Annotated in this window: 17 protein-coding genes and 1 pseudogene; 10 read left to right on the top strand and 8 right to left on the bottom strand. The window is 69.6% G+C overall.

All coding sequences use genetic code 11. The features are described from left to right. Window positions 1–11: 11 nt before the first annotated feature. Complete coding sequence (locus ACJ512_RS15840; RefSeq protein WP_407687567.1) at window positions 12–596, top strand: RES family NAD+ phosphorylase; 585 nt, start codon at window positions 12–14, stop codon at window positions 594–596. Here the strand turns inward: ACJ512_RS15840 and ACJ512_RS15835 are convergent. Beyond that, the gene (locus ACJ512_RS15835; RefSeq protein WP_407687568.1) at window positions 586–1,920 is read right to left on the bottom strand and encodes an FAD-dependent oxidoreductase; all 1,335 of its coding nucleotides are present in this window, start codon (window positions 1,918–1,920) and stop codon (window positions 586–588) included. The genes ACJ512_RS15840 and ACJ512_RS15835 overlap by 11 nt on opposite strands. 123 nt (window positions 1,921–2,043) lie before the next feature. Between ACJ512_RS15835 and ACJ512_RS15830 the strand changes: the two genes are divergently transcribed. The 4 genes from ACJ512_RS15830 (at window position 2,044) to ACJ512_RS15815 (ending at window position 5,266) form a co-directional block, all read left to right on the top strand. After that, the gene (locus tag ACJ512_RS15830; RefSeq protein WP_407687569.1) at window positions 2,044–2,616 is read left to right on the top strand and encodes a hypothetical protein; all 573 of its coding nucleotides are present in this window, start codon (window positions 2,044–2,046) and stop codon (window positions 2,614–2,616) included. A 246-nt stretch (window positions 2,617–2,862) separates the two neighbouring features. Beyond that, entirely contained in the window at window positions 2,863–3,873 is a 1,011-nt protein-coding gene (locus ACJ512_RS15825) for a GGDEF domain-containing protein (RefSeq protein ID WP_407687586.1), read from the top strand. Between the two features lies 1 nt (window position 3,874). After that, entirely contained in the window at window positions 3,875–4,435 is a 561-nt protein-coding gene (locus tag ACJ512_RS15820; protein WP_407687570.1) for an FKBP-type peptidyl-prolyl cis-trans isomerase, read from the top strand. Window positions 4,436–4,462: 27 nt separating this feature from the next. After that, window positions 4,463–5,266, top strand: coding sequence for a HugZ family pyridoxamine 5'-phosphate oxidase (locus ACJ512_RS15815; protein ID WP_407687571.1), 804 nt, complete (start codon window positions 4,463–4,465; stop codon window positions 5,264–5,266). A 174-nt stretch (window positions 5,267–5,440) separates the two neighbouring features. Here ACJ512_RS15815 and ACJ512_RS15810 read toward each other — a convergent pair. The 3 genes and pseudogenes from ACJ512_RS15810 to ACJ512_RS15800 all read right to left on the bottom strand — a co-directional run. Next, window positions 5,441–6,167 (bottom strand): annotated as a pseudogene (locus tag ACJ512_RS15810) (SDR family oxidoreductase); the annotation flags it as partial. Window positions 6,168–6,205: 38 nt separating this feature from the next. Further along, entirely contained in the window at window positions 6,206–6,466 is a 261-nt protein-coding gene (locus ACJ512_RS15805; protein ID WP_407687572.1) for a DUF167 domain-containing protein, read from the bottom strand. A 31-nt stretch (window positions 6,467–6,497) separates the two neighbouring features. Next, window positions 6,498–7,292 carry an oxygenase MpaB family protein gene (locus ACJ512_RS15800; protein ID WP_407687587.1) on the bottom strand — a complete coding sequence of 265 codons (795 nt, stop codon included), beginning with the start codon at window positions 7,290–7,292 and terminating at the stop codon, window positions 6,498–6,500. Between the two features lie 159 nt (window positions 7,293–7,451). Here ACJ512_RS15800 and ACJ512_RS15795 point away from each other — a divergent pair, with 159 nt between their 5' ends. Next, window positions 7,452–7,640, top strand: a complete 189-nt coding sequence (locus ACJ512_RS15795) for an SDR family NAD(P)-dependent oxidoreductase (RefSeq protein ID WP_407687573.1) — start codon at window positions 7,452–7,454, stop codon at window positions 7,638–7,640. A 1-nt stretch (window position 7,641) separates the two neighbouring features. Here the strand turns inward: ACJ512_RS15795 and ACJ512_RS15790 are convergent, their stop codons facing one another. Beyond that, window positions 7,642–8,523, bottom strand: coding sequence for an HpcH/HpaI aldolase/citrate lyase family protein (locus ACJ512_RS15790; protein ID WP_407687574.1), 882 nt, complete (start codon window positions 8,521–8,523; stop codon window positions 7,642–7,644). A gap of 139 nt (window positions 8,524–8,662) precedes the next feature. Between ACJ512_RS15790 and ACJ512_RS15785 the strand changes: the two genes are divergently transcribed. Together ACJ512_RS15785 and arr are read left to right on the top strand one after the other, a co-directional pair. After that, window positions 8,663–9,586, top strand: coding sequence for a class I SAM-dependent methyltransferase (locus ACJ512_RS15785; RefSeq protein WP_407687575.1), 924 nt, complete (start codon window positions 8,663–8,665; stop codon window positions 9,584–9,586). 91 nt (window positions 9,587–9,677) lie between these two features. Next, complete coding sequence (arr, locus tag ACJ512_RS15780) at window positions 9,678–10,106, top strand: NAD(+)--rifampin ADP-ribosyltransferase (protein ID WP_407687576.1); 429 nt, start codon at window positions 9,678–9,680, stop codon at window positions 10,104–10,106. Between the two features lie 71 nt (window positions 10,107–10,177). Here the strand turns inward: arr and zwf are convergent, their stop codons facing one another. Both zwf and hrpA read right to left on the bottom strand, forming a co-directional pair. Continuing rightward, window positions 10,178–11,674, bottom strand: coding sequence for a glucose-6-phosphate dehydrogenase (zwf, locus tag ACJ512_RS15775; protein ID WP_407687577.1), 1,497 nt, complete (start codon window positions 11,672–11,674; stop codon window positions 10,178–10,180). Window positions 11,675–11,719: 45 nt separating this feature from the next. Beyond that, window positions 11,720–15,637, bottom strand: a complete 3,918-nt coding sequence (gene hrpA, locus ACJ512_RS15770) for an ATP-dependent RNA helicase HrpA (protein WP_407687588.1) — start codon at window positions 15,635–15,637, stop codon at window positions 11,720–11,722. A gap of 43 nt (window positions 15,638–15,680) precedes the next feature. On the opposite strand from hrpA, the gene ACJ512_RS15765 reads away from it, so the two are divergent. Together ACJ512_RS15765 and ACJ512_RS15760 are read left to right on the top strand one after the other, a co-directional pair. Beyond that, entirely contained in the window at window positions 15,681–16,199 is a 519-nt protein-coding gene (locus ACJ512_RS15765; RefSeq protein ID WP_407687578.1) for a phenolic acid decarboxylase, read from the top strand. A gap of 31 nt (window positions 16,200–16,230) precedes the next feature. After that, entirely contained in the window at window positions 16,231–17,004 is a 774-nt protein-coding gene (locus ACJ512_RS15760) for an enoyl-CoA hydratase/isomerase family protein (RefSeq protein ID WP_407687579.1), read from the top strand. Between the two features lie 14 nt (window positions 17,005–17,018). Here the strand turns inward: ACJ512_RS15760 and ACJ512_RS15755 are convergent, their stop codons facing one another. After that, window positions 17,019–17,708: a DUF732 domain-containing protein gene (locus ACJ512_RS15755; protein ID WP_407687580.1), complete on the bottom strand. Its 690-nt coding sequence runs from the start codon at window positions 17,706–17,708 to the stop codon at window positions 17,019–17,021. Between the last annotated feature and the right edge of the window lie 136 nt (window positions 17,709–17,844).

The following is a 17,844-nucleotide window of genomic DNA, read 5'->3' as shown; positions in this document are numbered from 1 at the left end:
ATCGTCGTCCTATGCCGTCGGCACGGCCGACGGGACTGCAAAGCAGAACGGCCAAGCGCAACACCAAGATGTGGCGAGTCGAAGCCGACCGCCCCAACGAGTGGAAGTGGCACGGCTTTCCGCAGCCGCGTCATCGCTTCGATTCGCAGTCCGGCGCCTTCCGCACTCGATACGCCGGCGCGGAGCTTGTCGGCGCCTTCCGTGAGCGTTACCGCGCCACAGGTCTGGTTGTCCCCGCTGATCACGCCGAGCATTACCTGATCGAGATGGTCACCCGCAGCCCTATGCGGGTGCTCGATCTGCGCACCGAACGCAACCTTGACGCCCTCGACATCGACGACCAGATCAGCACCGGACAGCAAGACGTAATCTGGGACACCTGCCATCGTCTCGCCGACGCCTCCAGGGGGTGGTGGCCCGATCTCGCAGCGATCGTCTACCGCTCAAGGACCACCCCGCAGCAGTCCACGAATTATGCCTTCTTCGCCCACCACCAGTTCCGGATGCGGGCGTGGCGTCTCGTCGAACGCGCCGACGTCCTCACCGAACTCGTGCTGCGACATCGTTTCACCGTCGACTGGCCTCTCAACGGCTGACCGCAGCTCGTCCGGCTTCCCGGTTCATGGTTATGGCGCGATGGGCTAACCGCTTTTTTCCGCGGGCTTGTTGAATGCCTTGTCTTGCAGCGGAAATGAATTCCTTGATGGTCGCCGGCGCATGTCTGGGGTGCGCCCGGATGGCGCGGGTGGTGGCCCGCAGCGCCAGGGCGGGCGTATAAAGCTTCGAGGGCGGTATGTCGTGGTTCAGGACCTGAAGGAACGCGCGGGTGGCGGCGGGGTTGGCGCTGATCTCGCGAAACAGAGCGTTCACCCACGGCGTGGCCGGGCCGGGGGCGCCCATGCGGGCTGCGTACCAGTACATTTCGTAGGCATCGCGGTCACGCCAGTGCCACCACCGTTGCATCGCATCATCGAGTCCGTCGCCCGCCAGGCCGTCTTCGATGCTGCGCGCCAGTTGTCGTGCCTGGCGCAACGCGTCGGAAATGCCCTGGCCGGGTGAGAAGTCTTTGAAGTGTCCGGCATCGCCGACGAGGACCCACCCGGGGCCGGCGGATTCGCGCAAGTAGCCGTGCCATTTGGTGAACGCCCGCAGCGGCCCGACCCGCTTGGCGCCGGCCATGAGGTCGGCCAGCTCGGGCCAGTCCCGGATGGCGTTGGTGAAGAAGGTATCGCGGTCGGACTGAAACTCGTTGACTCGCCATTGATCCGGCGCGATGGCTGCCATGTACAACTCACCGTCGGTGGGTCCGGCGAGGTAGCCCATGTCTTTCATCCGCCCGAACCGGGCCAGGCCGTCCCGATCGACGCCTTCGAAGTAGCCCCACGCCACCATGCGGCCGGGCGGGGTCACGTCGTACTCCTGCGCGCCGACGGCCCCGGCCACCGTCGAGTGTCGCCCGTCGGCGCCGACGACCAGCCGCGCACGGATGGTGCCGTTGTCGGTGCGCACGCCGGTCACGCGGTTCCCGTCGCGCAGCAGCCCGTTGACCCGCGTGCCGATGCGCACCTCGGCTCCCGCGGCGCCGGCGGCCTCGACCAGCAGCACGTCCAGCGTCAGTCGCCGCACGCACAGCACGGGACGGTCGGCCGCGCCGTCGACGATGGCATGCATCCGGACGTCGTCGCTGGCCAGCGTGGCGCCGTGCAGCGGGGCAGCGCCCGCGCTCGTCACGGTGTCCAACACGCCGAGCTCGGCGAGGACGTCCACGCCGCACCGCTGAATCATGTGCGTCGACGGCGTTTCGGAAGGAAAACGGGCCCGATCGACGACGCAGACCCTCAGTCCGCGGCGGGCGAGCATCGTGGCCAGTGGCGAGCCGGCGCATCGCGCCCCGACCACCACGACGTCGAACGATTCCATCGCACTCTCCCGCCCCCGTTGTGCCGCAACAGATCAGCGAACTCTTACTATGACCACATATTTCTCATTATTGCCTTAGAGGTTTGGCGGCGTCCACCACCGCGGCTGCTTCATGCTTGAGCCATGGAGGAAGTCGTCCGAGACGGTCGCAGCTGGCGACTCGGTAGAGCGTCGGAAGTCGCGTGGATCAACACGGGGACGTCGGTCGGCTTGACGATCACCTCGGGAATCCCGCCCGTCTTCGACGACTACGCAACCGTCGTGCTGCCCGACGACGCCGCACTGCAGCCACAGCATGACCGGGCCGTCATAGCGGTCCTCAGAAGTCAGTCGCCGGATCAGCGATGGTGGCTGGGATATCTCGAACGCGGCGGCAGCGACATCGTCTTTCCCGACGCGCCGCCGGTGAACATGTACGCGAACTGGCCGTACGTGTTGGTGCAGGCCGGCCCCGAGGAAGCCGCGGGCTGGCGTCGCACGGGCGCCACTCTCGGCCGCCCCTACCTCGTTCCCGACGTGATGTTTCCCGCGGACCGGTCCTGGCTGTTCTCGACCCTGTGGGACGACGACTGGACCTGTGTCGGCGGACCGGTTGCGCTGGTGGACGCGCTGCTCAATCACCCGGATCTGCGATCCCGGGTGCGGCGGGTGCGGCTCGGCGAGGATGCCATTCCCCCCGGACATCGGGCGTTTTGAGGCAGGCCCACGGCCGCGGATTGAACAACGATGCCGGCGAATGCAGTTGGTTGCGCTGCATCAGACGACGTATTCGCCTGTCGCCTTTCCCGACGGCATTTCGGCGCCGGGAAAGACAGTTGCTGCGCGCGCTCGACACCATACAGTGAACAATTGGCGCAGCGTCGGGTATCGCAGCAGGTGAACAGGAGAGTTGGCGACATGGGTCTGGACTTCCCCGGCCGTCGGGGAGCTCGCCGAAATCGATTGCGGTTGCGCGCCGACGCCGGTAACGGCTTTTACGGCGAACACCAGATTCGGCTGTTGCGGATCTATTTGGGAACCACCACATTTCTGTACACCTACGGCGTGGTGTTCGGCAATCTGATTCTCATCCATCCCGGCCTGCCCCGGACAAATCCGGCCGGCGGCATCGCGGCGATCGTCCTCGGCCTCGCGGCGCTGGCGTGGCTGGCGGTCCGGCCCGACAAACCCGCGCCGGCGACGGCCGTGGCGATCGGGGCCACCCCCGCCGTGATGGCGTTCCACCATGTCATGGTCGCCGAGTTCGCCTGCCTCATCGCGCCGATGTTCCTGGCGATGTACCTGCGCGCCTTCTACTCGCCGCGGCGCGGTGCGTTGCTGGTCGGTGTGCTCACCGGCGCGTGTGTCCTCGCCCTTGCGCTGAGTCACGCGGCCGGCTTGTACCTGGACTACGTCATTTTCGTGATCGCCATCGTCGGGGCCGCGGAGTCCTTCGGGCTGGTGACGCGAACCCTGGTGGCCGCGGCGTGCACCGACCCACTGACGGGACTGCTCAACCGGGCCGGCTGGGAGATCGGCACCGCCGATCTGCTGGCGCGGTCCCGGTCGAGGGCGGCCACCGTCACCGTGATCGCCGTCGACATCGACAACTTCAAACAGATCAACGACACCGACGGACATCTCGCCGGTGATGAGTACCTGATCCGCTGCGCGGCGCGCTGGCGAGAGTTGGCTCCCCGCAGTGCCGTCCTGGCCCGGTTCGGTGGCGACGAGTTCGCCTTCTGCATCGTCGACCGCGCGACGCCGACCATGGCCGAGCAGTTCGTCGCCGGCGTCCGCCTGCACACCCCGGACACGAGCGTCGGCACCGCATCGCACAGTGGCGAGACCGCCGACATCGCAGCGCTGCATGCCGCCGCCGACGCCGGCCTTTATGCCGCCAAACGCATAAAGCGTCCCGACACGCGTACGGATGCGGGACGCGGCGGTCAGGGACGCATCGGGTGGCTGTAGCGTGTCGGCGGTGAAGTCTTCTCGGGTGTACTCCTCCGTCATCCTCGCGGCCGGTGCGACCGCGCTGGCGCTGGTGGGACCGGGCGAGGCGGCCGCCGCCGGCTCGTGCCCGACCGCAGCGCCGGCCAACGCGGCAGCACCCGAGTGGACCCTGGCCGGGAACACCGGCAGCGTCGCGGTCACCGGATCCACGGACACGACGGCTCCGCTCGTGAAGGTGACGACACCGTTCAGCGTCGCGCAGACCCAGGTGCACACCCTGCGCGCCGGCAGCGGACCGGTGGTCCCTGCCACGGCCAGGGTTTCCGTCTGCTACATGGGCGTCGACGGGCGTGACGGATCGGTGTTCGACAACAGCTACGAACGCGGCGCCCCGGTCGACTTCCCGCTCGGCGGAGTCGTTCCGGGCTTCCAGAAGGCCATCGCGGGACAAAAGGTCGGGTCCACGGTCGCCGTCGCCATGACCTCCGCGGACGGCTACCCCAACGGTCAGCCCAGCGCCGGGATCCGGCCGGGCGACACGCTCGTCTTCGCGATCAAGATCCTCAGCGCCTCGAGCTGAGGTCGTGCGCTGCTAGCCTCCCCTCTCGTGGCCACTCGTGATCACGGCGACCCCGGGGATGCGCCCTCCGCGCCCCCTCCCCTGCTGCCGCCGACCAACCCCGCCCGTCGCTCCGCGGCGGAAGAGGCCCGCACCATCGCCGCCGCCACCAACACGGCCACGCTGGCCAGCTTGACCGCCGACGGTGACCCGTGGGCGTCGTTGGTGGCCTACGGGCTGCTGGGCGGGATGCCGGTGCTGTGCGTGTCGAACCTGGCCGAGCACGGCCGCAACCTGGCCGCCGACCCGAGGGCGAGCCTGTCGATCGTGGCGGTGAGCAACGACGCCGACCCACTGGCCGGCAGCCGAATCACCCTGGCGGGGGTGGTCGCCCGTCCCCCCGACGCCGAACGGGAGGCGGCCCGCGCCGCGTACCTGGAAGCGGTGCCGGCCGCTCGTTTCTACCTCGACTTCAGCGACTTCACCCTCTGGGTGCTCGCAGTGCGGCGGGTGCGCTGGGTCGGTGGCTACGGCCGGATGGACTCGGCCACCGGCGAACAGTACGCCGCCGCTTCGCCGGATCCGGTCGCACCGGCGGCGGCCCGGGCGCTCGCGCATCTCAACGCCGACCACGCCGCCGCCCTGGCCGCGATGGCCCGGGCTTTCGGCGGCTACCCCGACACCGAGACGGCCGTGTGCACCGGCGTCGACCGCTACGGCCTGGACCTGCGGGTGCACACGCCACGCGGGGTGGCCTACACCCGCGCCGGCTTCCCGGCACCGCTGAATTCCGCTGACCAATTGCGTTCGGCCACAGCAGATTTGGCCCGTTCCGCCGAGTCGACCGCGTAACCTGCGAGCGTGAAACGCGCGACACTGCCCTTTCCGGGCGGGGTCAGAGTGTGATCACGATCTTGCCGTGGACGTGCGGTCCGCGGCGCGACGAGTAGCCTTGCGCCACAAGCTCACCGCCGTGGCCCGGCTGTGACGCGCCGAGCGCGCTACAACTGTCCGGCGCCACCGTCGGTCGACGAACAGCTCCCCGCCCGTCACGAAGCTGCTGGCATCCGAGGCGAGAAACACCACCGCTGCCGCGATCTCCTCGGGCCGGCCCACCCGCCTCATCGTTACCAGGGCCGCTTGGGCATCCAGTAGGCCCTGTTTCTGCTCGGCCGGTATCAGCTCCGTGAGGCCAGGCGTTTCGACGGGGCCGGGCACGTTCGTGTTGACGCGGATGTTGCGGTCGACGAGTTCGGCCGCCCAGGTGCGGCCGAAGGAACGGATGGCGGCCTTGGATGCCGCGTAGGCGCCGAACGCCGGCGTCCCGTTATAGGCCCGTGGTCGAACTCGCCAGAATGACCGACGCTCCCGGCGTCAGCAGCGTCAGCAGCGTCTGCACCGTGAACACGGTGCCGGCGACATTGCGGTCGAACGTGTCGCTCAGGTGCTGTGCGGTGACCTCGCCCAGCGCCGCGAACTCGCCGCCGCCGGCGTTGGCGAACAGCACATCGAGGCGCTCGCCGCGCGCGCCGACCGCGTCGCGAAGGGCGTCCAGATCGTCCTGCTTGGTGACGTCGCCGCGTATCCCGGTCGCCGACGCGCCGAGCGTGCCGGTCGCGTCGTCGATCCCCTGCTGGCTGCGGCCGGTCACAAAAACATGCGCGCCTTCGGCGGCCATGGCGTGCGCCGTCGCCAGCCCGATGCCGGACGTTCCGCCCGTGACGACGGCCGTTTTGCCGCTGAGTTGGCCCACGATGGTTCCTTTCGACGGATGTTGCTGCGGAGATGTAACTACGTCCGGGTCCCATCCGTCGGCGAAGCCGCTCGGTGCACGCGGAATCGCTTGAGCCGCGAACTCTTTCCGGACACCAGTTCGACTCGGCTCGGGGGCAGGCGCAGGTGGGTGGCCAGCAACCGGATGACGGCGTCGTTGGCCTTGCCGTCGACGGCGCGCTCCCGGACGTAGATCGTCAGCTCGCCGTGGGGGCCGGTCTCGACGAGGGGGCCCTTGCTGCTGCCGGGTTTGACCTTGACGACGACGAAGTCGTTCACGGCGCATAACGCTACCGTCAGCGGTGTGCCGTCAGCCCGTCATGGCCCACCGGATGCCGCCGACCAGCGCGCGCCCGGCGGTGCGGCCCAGGATGCGCTCGATCGGCGGGAAGTACGGCAACAGCAGCGGTGTGCGCGCCCACGCCGGAAGCATCCCCACCGACGTCGCCGCCAGCACCGCGTAGGGCGCCCTGGCCGCCAGCGGCAGCGGCGGCGTCAGCAACAGATACCGGGCGGCGTCGCGTGCCGCCGACGTGCCGCGCAGCTCCGGACGGTATGCCGCGATACGCTCAGCCAGCTCATCCTCGGTGCGCGGCGGATCGACCACCCCGAGTCGGGTTGCCACATCCGCCATGTCCGCCACATAGGCGTCGCGACCGCTGCGGTCCAGCGGGGCGGCGCCGTACAGCTCGTGCGCCAGCAGGAAGCTGTCCACCTCGGTGATGTGAACCCACTCCAAAAGGTGCGGATCCGTGGCGGAATACGGCGTCCCGTCGGCCGCCACCCCATGCACCCGGCGGTGAATCCCCCGCACCCGATCGACGGCGCGCTGCGCGTCGGCCGCCGTCCCGAACGTCGTGACGGCCAAGAAGGTGCTCGTGCGCTGCAGTCGGCCCCACGGATCGCCCCGGTAGTTCGAGTGCTGGGCCACGCCGGCCATGGCCAGCGGGTGCAACGACTGCAGCAGCAACGCGCGCAGCCCCCCGACGAACATTGACGCGTCGGCGTTCACCCTGCGGATGGGGCGGTCCTCGTCGAACCACCGCGGCCCCGGCGTCTCATGGATCCGCGTCCGTTGGGCCGGGCCATCGGGGCCGGCAACCATGGCGAACAAGCTGGCGCCCAGCGATTCCCGCACCGCACCCAGCTGACTCAGCACCGCCACCTCTTCGACGGTACAACCGCGCTGACGATGCCGCTCCGATTACCCGATCGGCGCGGTGGGTAGTCATTCCCGGAGCCTCGGGGAAGACGAATGCGACATATGGATACGACCGCCCCTGTCAAAGCCGTGCTCATCACCGGCGCATCCAGCGGCATCGGCCACCAGGTCGCCCTGCGGTACGCGGCGCGGGGCTGGCGGCTGGTGCTGGTGGCGCGCGGTGCGGACGGCCTGGAGCGGGTGGCCGGTGAGTGCGCCGCCGCGGGCGCGGGCGACGACGTGCGGCCGTGACTCAGGAGGCGGATTCCATCTCCGAGATGCGTTGGGCGAGAGCAAGAATCCGCTCGGCGTTGCGCACGTGCAAACTCTCGATCATGCGGCCGTCGACGGTGATCACGCTGCTGCCCGCCGCCTGCGCCTGCTCGTAGGCCGCGACGACCTTACGGGCATCGGCCAACTCCCCCGGCGACGGGCCGAACAGATCATTGGCCGGCCCGATCTGGGAGGGATGAATCAAGGTCTTGCCGTCGAAACCCATTTCGCGGCCCTGACGGGCCTCGGCCCGGAAGCCTTCCTCGTCGGTGATGTCGTTGAACACACCGTCCAGCACCACCTTCCCGGCGGCCCTGGCCCCCAGCACCGACAACGCCAGCGCCGGCACGACCGGTGCGCGCCCGGGGACGTGCAGTGCGTGCAGATCGTTGACGAGGTCGTTGGTGCCGACCACCAGCGCCGCCAATCGCTCACTGGCCGAGGCGATCTCCTCGGCCTTGAGGAACGACCGGGGCGTCTCGATCATCACCCACAACTGCAACGACTCCGGCGCGCCGAGCCGCTCGAGCGTGGCGGCCAGCGCCCGGACCTGCTCGCCCGCCTCCACCTTCGGCACGAGCACCCCGCGGGCGGGCGAACCGGCCACCGCCGCCAGATCGTCGTCGTGCCAGTCGGTGCCCAGCCCGTTGATGCGCACCACGACCTCGCGGGGCCGGTAGCTTTCCGACGCGACCGCCTCGCACACCGTCGTTCGTGCGTCGGCTTTGGCGTCCGGGCCTACCGCGTCCTCCAGGTCGAAGATGAGCACGTCGGCGGGTAGCGTCTTGCCCTTCTCGAGCGCGCGGGCGTTGTTGCCGGGCAGGTAGAGGGCGGATCGGCGCGGGCGCGGTGTCGGTGCCATGGACTGGTTCGCTTCCTGTCGTCGAGTGCCGGGCTGCTCTCGTCTGCGGCGGGTGCATGCTGAGCGCAGCATAGGAGAAAGTACGCTTCGACCTCGATGAGGTAACTGGTGGCGGCGTCACGCCGGGAGGGAGAAACCGATGTCATCCTTTGGCTCGGCACGCACCGAGGGCGACAGCTGGGACCTGGCGTCCAGCGTCGGGGCGACCGCCACGATGGTGGCGGCCTCACGAGCGCTCGCATCGCGGGAGCCCGATCCCCTGCTCGACGACCGGTTCGCCGAGCCGCTGGTGCGCGCGGTCGGGCACCCGTTCTTCATCCGGATGCTGGACGGGCAACTCCCCGTCGACAACGACGATGCGCCCATGACATTGCAGCAGCGGCGCGAGCAGATGACGGTTCGGACCAGGTTCTTCGACGACTTCTTCCACGATGCGGCCGCCGCGGGGATACGCCAGGCCGTCATTCTGGCGGCCGGGTTGGACGCGCGGGCCTACCGGTTGGCCTGGCCGGCGGGCACGGTGGTCTTCGAGGTCGACCAGCCCGAGGTCATCGCCTTCAAGACCGACACGCTCGCCGCGCTGGGCGCGCAACCGACCGCCGAGCGGCGCACCGTCAGCGTCGACCTGCGCGATGACTGGCCGACCGCGCTGCGCGACAACGGCTTCGACGCCGCGGCGCCCACTGCCTGGATCGCCGAGGGTCTGCTGCCCTACCTGCCCCCGGAGGCTCAGGACCGGCTCCTGGACAACATCACCGCGCTCAGCGCGCCCGGCAGCCGGCTGGCCACGGAGAACATCACCGACATGAGCGTGTTCACCGACGAGCGTGCGCGGGCGATGCGCAGCACCTGGCGCAAGCACGGACTCGACATCGACGTCGCCGAACTGGTGTGGCTCGGGGAACGCCGTCCGGCGGCCGACCACCTGGGGTCGACCGGCTGGCGGGTCACCGTCCACCCCACCGATCAGGTGTACGAGAAGTACGGCTTCGTCGTTCCCGATAACGAGGTCCTGCAGGAATTCCGCGGCGCCATCAGCTATCTCAGCGCCGAATTGAACTGAGGCCCGCGGGCGGGCACCGGGGGCTTGCGGCAAGCCCCGGGGGTCGTCGCACAATTGTGCGTCCAGGCAACTGCGGCAGACGGGGGTGGTCGTGGCGGGCGCGCCGGTTCCTTTCGAAGTGCACGAGTCCGGCGCACTCCTGCACGGCACCAAGGCCGACCTCTCGGTGGGCGATTGCCTGGTGCCCGGGCGTCGGTCGAACTACGGCGCAGGACGCGTCGCCAACCACGTCTATGTCACGCGGACACTCGACGCCGCAGTGTGGGGAGCCGAATTGGCGCGAGGTGACGGTCGCGGCCGCATCTACATCGTGGAACCGCAAGGCGCACTGGAAGACGACCCGAACGTGACGGACAAGAAACTGCCCGGGAATCCGACTCGCTCCTACCGCACCCGAGAGGCGGTGCGAATCATCGGCGAGATCACGGACTGGGTCGGGCATTCCTCCCAACAGCTCCAGGCCATGCGCGACGGCCTGGCCGACCTCGAGCGGCGGGGCCTTGCCGTCGTCGACGACTGAGGCGAATCGGGAGCGACGCCGCGGGCGCCCGCCCGGGAAACCGCGGCTACCGGTGGGAAAAAGTGACCCGGCTAAGAACGCGTTTCGCGCCATTCCCGCTCGAACGGCAACCGCCAAGCATTGGGCGCGATCAACTGGTGAATGGCGTTGGGGCCCCAGGTGCCCGGCTGGTACATTTTGGCCGCCGGCGGATCGTTGAGTAGTTCTTCCGAACGCTCCCAAAGGGATTCGATGCCCTCAGCGGTGGTGAAGAGCGTGTGATCGCCGCGCATCGCGTCGAGGATGAGCCGCTCATAGGCCTCCAGCACGTCGACCACCGTCTCGATCTCCTGCGAGGAGAACTGCATCGACATCTTGTCCAGCTTCATGCCGGGGCCGGGCCGTTTGCCGTAGAACGACAGCGACACCTTGGAGTTGTCGGCGAGGTCGAAGGTGAGGTGGTCGGGTCCCTGGGTGCCCACCCCCGAGCCCGGCGGGAACATGGTGCGCGGCGCCTCCCTGAACGCGATCGAGATGATCCGGATTCCCTCGGCCATCTTCTTGCCGGTACGCAGATAGATCGGCACGCCGGCCCAGCGCCAGTTGTCGATGCCGACCTTGAGCGCGATGAACGTCTCGGTGTCGGAATCCTTGGCCACCCCGGGCTCTTGGCGGTAGCCGCTGTACTGGCCGCGCACCACGTCCGACGTCTCGATGGGCAGCATGGAGCGGAACACCTTGTTCTTCTCCTCGCTGATGGCGTACGGCTCGAGCGCCGTCGGCGGCTCCATCACCACGAACGCCATCACCTGGAACAGGTGGGTCACCACCATGTCCTTGTAGGCGCCGGTGCTCTCGTAGAAGTTCGCCCTGTCATCCAGGCCCAGCGCCTCGGGGATGTCGATCTGGATGTGGTCGATGAAGTTGCGGTTCCAGATCGGCTCGAACAGGCCGTTGGCCAAGCGGAACGCCAGGATGTTCTGGGCCGCCTCCTTGCCCAGGAAGTGGTCGATCCGGAAAATCTGGGATTCCTCGAACGTCTCGTGCAAGAAGTCGTTGAGGGCGACCGCGCTGGGCAGATCGGTGCCGAAGGGCTTCTCCATCACCACGCGGGATCGCTCGACGAGGTCGGCGTCACGCAGCATGTTGATGACTGCGCGCGCCGCGTTGGGCGGGACCGACAGGTAATGCAGCCGCCGCACCTTGGGCCCCAGGTTGTTCTCGGCCTCGGCGACCGCGGCCGCCAGCGCCTCGGGTCCGGCGCTCTGCGGCACGTAGGTGACGATCTTCGCGAAGTTGGACCACTGCTCGGGCGTCAGCTTGTGGATGCCGAACGCGTCGATCGCGGTCTTGGCAATCTCGCGGAACTCGTCGTCGCTGAGTTCCTCGAGCGATGTCGCGACGACTTGGATGTCGGGGGCGAGCTCGGACTGGTCGAGGTAGGCCAGACCGGGGATCAGCTTGCGCTTGGCCAAATCGCCCGTGGCCCCGAACAGGACGATGACATGGGGTTTGAGCGGCTGATGGTCGTGGCGGCGCGGGCGAGACTCTGGTGCCGGGTAGGAGATCGTCTGCGGTTTCTTGGTCACTCCCGCGATATTTCCACCGCCGCGCCATGTTCGCAGCCGGGCAGGTCAGCGGAGGTCGCGTGCGGCGTCGATCGCGCGGTAGATCCGCTGTTCGCTGACCGGTCGCGGCGTGCCGAGCTGCTGGGCCCACAGGCTCACCCGCAGCTCCTCGATCCCGCGGGCGATGTCGCGGACGTCGGCGGCCGCCTGTCGGGCCGGCGGCAGCGCGCCCAGCAGTTCGTCGTAGGCAACCTGCACGGCGTGGACCCGGGCCATCCGCTCCCGATCGGCCTCGGGCGCGTAGGGCAGCCGGTCGAGGCGCCGGCCGATGGCCGTCAGGTAGCGGGTCAGGTCGGCGAGGTGCGCGTACCCGGTCGCGGTGACGAACCCGGGCGGCAGCAGCCGGGCGAGCTGGGCGCGGACGTCGGCGATCGCGTCGGCCTGCGGCGGTGTGGGCCGGGCGGGCAGCGCCAATCGCACCTCCTGGGCGGCGGCCAGCACGCTCTCGGCGCGGCCCACGACGTCGGCGGTCGTCGCGGGCAACGCCCGCGCCACCCGCTCGCGCAGCGCGGCGAACTCCGCGAGCGTCCACACCGGCCCGGGCACCAGCACATCCACCGCGGCGTCGGCGCAGTCGTCGAGCAGCGCGGACAGCGACCCGTCCGGATTCGTCCCCAGCGCCAAGCGGGTGCGCGGACCCAGCTGGCGCTCAACCGTTTTGGCCGGCGACGGCGCGCTCAGCCGCAACAGCCTCCGGATGCCGGGTCCCATCGCCCGGTCCTGCTCGGCCGGCGTTGCGAACACGCTCACGTCGACCGAGGAGCCGGCGTCGACGAAGGCCGGGAAGCCCTGCACCGCGCGCCCGCCCACCGTGCGCTCCACGACGCGCGGCAGTTGCTCCAGGTCGTCCGGCCAGGCGCGCAAGCCGTTCCGCTCGAGGCCGCCGGCGACCGCGTCGGCGACGGCGTGCCGCGCCACGGCATGCAGCCCCTCCTGCAGCGCCTGCAGGTCCTTGCCGCGGGCGACCTCGGTGCCGTCCGGCGACTCGACGGCGAACGTCACCCGCAGATGCGGCGGCAGCTTGTCGAGGTCGAAAGCGTCGAGGGGCACCAGAACGCCGCTGCGGCGGCGCAATTCGCGCTGCAACGCCGGCAGCAGCGGCTCCCCGGCCGGATCGATGCCGGCCAGCACCGCGCGTGCGGCGTCGGGAGCGGGAACGAAGTTGCGGCGCAGATCCTTTGGCAGCCCGCGGATGAGTGCGGTCACCAGCTCCTCGCGCAGCGCCGGCACCTGCCAGGCGAACTCTTCGCCGCCCAGGCGGGTGAGCACGTCGAGCGGGACGTGGACCGTGACGCCGTCGTCGGCGGCGCCGAGCTCGAACCGGTAGGTCAACGGCAGCGCGACGTCACCCGCCCGCCAGGTGTCAGGCCGCTCTGCATCGAAAGCGTCGGTGCGCAGCAGGTCGTCGCGGGTCAACGTCAGCAGGCCGGGTGTGCTGTGCCGCTGCTTCTTCCACCACGCGTCGAAATGCCGCGCCGAGACGACCTCCGCGGGGACGCGCGCGTCGTAGAACGCGTAGACCTCGTCGTCACCGACCAGCAGGTCCCGGCGACGGGCCCGCTCCTCGAGCTCCTCGAGTTCGCTTCGCAGCCGCGCGTTGTCGCGGAAGAAATGGTGGCGGGTTTGCCAGTCGCCTTCCACCAGCGCGTGGCGGATGAACAGCTCCCGTGCCACCGCCGGCTCCACCCGGGCGTACCCGACGCGGCGGCGCGCCGCCAGCGGCAGGCCGTACAGCGTCACCCGCTCGAAGGCCAGCACCTCGCCGCGCTCGGCGTCCCAGTGCGGTTCGCTGTAGGTGCGCTGCACCAGATCACCCGCGACCCGCTCGACGATTTCCGGCTGGACCCGCGCGGCGGTCCGCCCGTAGAGGCGACTGGTCTCCACCAGCTCGGCCACCACAACCCACCGAGGCGGCCGCTTGGTCAGCACCGAGCCGGGCGCCAGGACGAACCGCGAGTTGCGCGCGCCCAGGTATTCGCGGGAGTCCTCGCGGCGCATGCCCACGTGCGACAGCAACCCGGCCAGCAGCGCCGCGTGCACGCGCGCCGGATCGGCCGGCTCATCGGATTCCATGATTCCGAGGTCGCGGGCGATGCTGCGCAGCTGCCCGACGAGGTCCTGCCACTCGCGGATGCGCAGGTAGTGCAGGAATTCCTGGCGGCACATACGGCGGAACGCATTACCGGACAGCGTCTTTCGCTGCTCACGCAGGTAGCGCCACAGGTTGAGGTAGCTCACGAAGTCCGAGTGCTCGTCGGCGAAGCGGGCGTGCTTCTGGCGGGCGGCGTCCTCGCGGTCGGCGGGGCGCTCCCGTGGGTCGGGGATCGTCAGCGCCGCCGCCAACACCAAGACCTCGCGCACGCAGGCCTCGGTTTCGGCTGCCAGGATCATCCGGCCCAGCCGCGGGTCGACGGGCAGCCGCGCCAGGCGCCGGCCGAGGTCGGTGATCGCGCCGTGGGTGTCGAAGGCGCCGAGTTCGGCCAGCAGTTGCACGCCGTCGCGCACGCTGCGCCGGTCCGGCGGGTCGAGGAACGGGAAGTTCTCCACGTAGCTGGGTGGGGCCCCGAGCTGCAGCGCCGCCATCTGCAACAGCACCGCGGCCAGGTTGGTGCGCAGGATCTCGGGGTCGGTGTAGCGCGGGCGGGCCGTGAAGTCCTGCTCGGAATAGAGGCGGATGCACACGCCCGGCGCGACTCGGCCGCACCGGCCGGCCCGCTGCGCGGCCGAGGCCTGCGAGATCGGTTCGATGGGCAGCCGCTGCACCTTGAGGCGGCGGCTGTAGCGGGAGATGCGGGCGTTGCCCGGGTCGACGACGTAGCGGATACCCGGCACGGTCAGCGACGTCTCGGCGACATTGGTCGCCAGCACGACGCGGCGCCCGGAATGCGGCGCGAACACCTTCTGCTGCTCGGCCGTCGGCAGCCGGGCGTACAGCGGTAGCACCTCGGTGTGTTTCAAACCGCCCAAAGCTTCAGCGGTGTCGCGGATTTCGCGTTCACCGGACAGGAATACCAGGACATCGCCGGACGGCTCGGCCTCGAGCTCACCGATGGCGTCGACGATGGCCTCGATCTCGTCGCGGGTCTCGGTGCGCACGATCTCGTGGTCGGGATCGTCGGGATCGTCCTCGGCGCCGGACGTGACGGGCACCTCCAGCGGGCGGTACCGGATCTCCACCGGGTAGGTGCGCCCCGACACCTCGACGATCGGCGCGCCACCGAAGTGCGCCGAGAAGCGTTGCGGCTCGATGGTCGCCGAGGTGACGAGCAGCTTGAGGTCCGGGCGGCGCGGCAGCAGCTCACGCAGGTAGCCCAGCAGGAAGTCGATGTTGAGGCTGCGCTCGTGGGCCTCGTCGAGGATCAGCGTGTCGTAGCGCAGCAGGCGGCGGTCGCGCTGAATCTCGGCGAGCAGGATGCCGTCGGTCATCAGCTTGACCAGCGTGCGGTCGCTGACCTGGTCGGTGAACCGGACGGCGTAGCCGACGGCGTCGCCGAGCGGGCTGCCCAACTCGTCGGCGATGCGCTGGGCGACGGTGCGGGCGGCCAGCCGGCGCGGCTGGGTGTGGCCGATGGTGCCGCGGACACCGCGGCCGAGTTCCAGGCAGATCTTGGGCAGCTGCGTGGTCTTGCCCGACCCGGTCTCCCCGGCGACGACGACCACCTGGTGTGACCGGATGGCCTCGGCGATGTGCCCGCGCCGCTCGCTGATCGGCAGGTCGGGGTAGGTGATCGTCGGCACCGCGGCGTGCCGGTTGGCGACGAGCGCTTCGGCCGCACCGACCAGGTCGGCCAGCTGCCGCAGCGCGCCGGGCTTGGCGCCGCGAAGGTTCTTCAGGCGCCGGCCCAGGCGTGCGGCGTCGCGGATGGTCAGGCCGTCGAGGCGTTCGCGCAGCTCCTTGACGGTCGGTTCGGCCACCCGAGCCAGGGTAGGCGGCGTCGGGCGGGCCGGGTCATGAGACGGTCGCAACATGACCACTGTTGACAACCCGATTCCGCCGCAGGACCTGTCCGGGATCGTCGGGCACCGGTTCGTCTACACCTACGCCAACGGTTGGCGCTATGAGATGTACGTGAAGAACGATCACACCATCGACTACCGCATCCATTCCGGCCATGTCGGTGGGCGGTGGGTCAAGGGCCAGCAGGTCGATCTGGTACAGCTCGACGAGGACAGCTTCAAGATCTCGTGGACCGAGCCGAATGGGACCTGCGTGGCGGTCAACGTCATGCCCGGCAAGCGGCGCCTGCACGGCGTGATCTTCTTCCCGCAATGGATTCGGGAGCGCGGCGAGCGCACGGTGTGTTTCCAGAACGACCACCTCGACCGGATGCGCGCGTACCGCGACGAGGGGCCCACCTACCCGATCTATGTGGTGCCCGAATTCGCCCGCATCACCCTGTTCGAACACCTCGGCGTCGACGACGAGTCGGTGATCGACACCGCGCCCGGCGAGCTTCCGCCGGGCTGGGCCGACCGCACGAACTGAGGCCCATGCTCGGCGCCACTAGGGTGCAGCTATGAGCCTGGTGACCTATGCACTGGACGACCATGTCGCCACCCTCACCCTGAACCGTCCCGAGGCGCGCAACGCGATCAACGGGGCCATGCGCCAGGACATCAACGCGGCCTGGGATCGGTTCCGCGACGACCTGGACGCCTGGGTGGGAATCCTGACGGCCACCGGCGATGTCTTCTGCGCCGGCGGTGACCTCAAAGACGGCGAGGGTTCGGTCGGCACCTTCGGCGGCACGTTCTGGGAGAAGCCGACGATCAATTCCTTCGAGTCCGGCATGGAGCTGTTCAAGCCGACGATCGCCGCGGTGCACGGGCCGTGTATCGGCTACGGGTTGACCGGAATCCTGTTCTGCGACTTCGTGATCGCCAGCACCGAGGCCACGTTCTGCTTTCCCGAGGTCGCGCTCGGGGTGCCCACGATCGTCGGCGCCATCCGGCTTCCCCAACGGGTGGGCTGGGCCAACGCCATGGAGTTGCTGTTGACCGGCAAGCCGATGAGCGCGCAGCGGGCCAAGGAGGTCGGGCTGGTGTGGAAGCTGGTCGAACCCGGCGACCTGCAGGCCGAGGCGCGGGCGTGGGCCCGCACCCTCACCGAGGCCGCTCCCCTGGCCCAGCGGGCCACCAAGGAGGTGGCGTGGCGGACCGCGGACATGGGCTGGATCGAGTCGGTGCGCTTCGGCGAGACCATGCGCAAGGTGGCCGCGATGACCGAGGATGTGGCCGAAGGCATTCAAGCGTGGCGCGAGAAGCGCAAACCCCGGTGGCGCGGCCGCTGATCCGTGGCGCCGCATCAGTAGCAGTCCGGATAGGCCAGCATCGCGCTGGAAACCAGCTGCAGGGTGTCGCTTGTGCTCGTGGCCATCCGCGCCGCCATCTCCTGGTCCACCTGATCGGTCGAGTCGCCCTGCCGGAGCAGGCGGCACGCTTCGTGCGCGTTGTCCAGGAGCAGCTGCCGATTCACGATCACGTATCCCAGCGCCCGCATGTGGTCGAGGAACCGTTGATCGCCAACGGGATCGGCCGCTTGCGGCGCGAGGCTCGACCGCGGCGACTCGAGGGGGCCCGCGGGGGCCGGGACGGTCACGGTCGTGGGGGCCGGCTCGACGGTGACGGTCGGCGGGGTGGCCTTGACCGTGACCGTGGGCGGGGTGGCCCTGACGGTGACGGTCGCCGGGGCGGCCAGTGCGGCGGGGGCTTTCCTGGCGGGCGTCGCGGTGACTTCGCCCGGCCGGTGGGCGACCGGCGGCGACTGTCGCCAGTCCTCGTGCCCGCGCACCAGGACCCACCCGACGGCGCCGATCGCGAACGCGCACAACGCGCCCAGCGCCGCGAAGACCGCCGCCTGCGCCCACGCCATGCGCCAGGAATGGCGCTCGACGGGCATGGCCTCGCCGTCGTCGAGCGACCACGCCAGTTCCGGTGCGGCCTGCGTCGACGGTGGCACCACGGCTGTCGCGCCGTCGTCGTCCTCTTCATCCACACTCGCAGTGTGCACGGACGGTCCGACAACCCCGCGGCGGCACGGCGCCGGCGAACAATTATCGGGCAGATCGCAACACTGACGCCGCGTCGCGTGGTTCCGAATCTGTTCGGGCTGTGACGATGTCGTCGGTGGG

The organism is Mycobacterium cajalii (assembly GCF_045809005.2).
Lineage (GTDB): Bacteria > Actinomycetota > Actinomycetes > Mycobacteriales > Mycobacteriaceae > Mycobacterium.
This window is presented reverse-complemented; position numbering and strand designations above follow the sequence as displayed.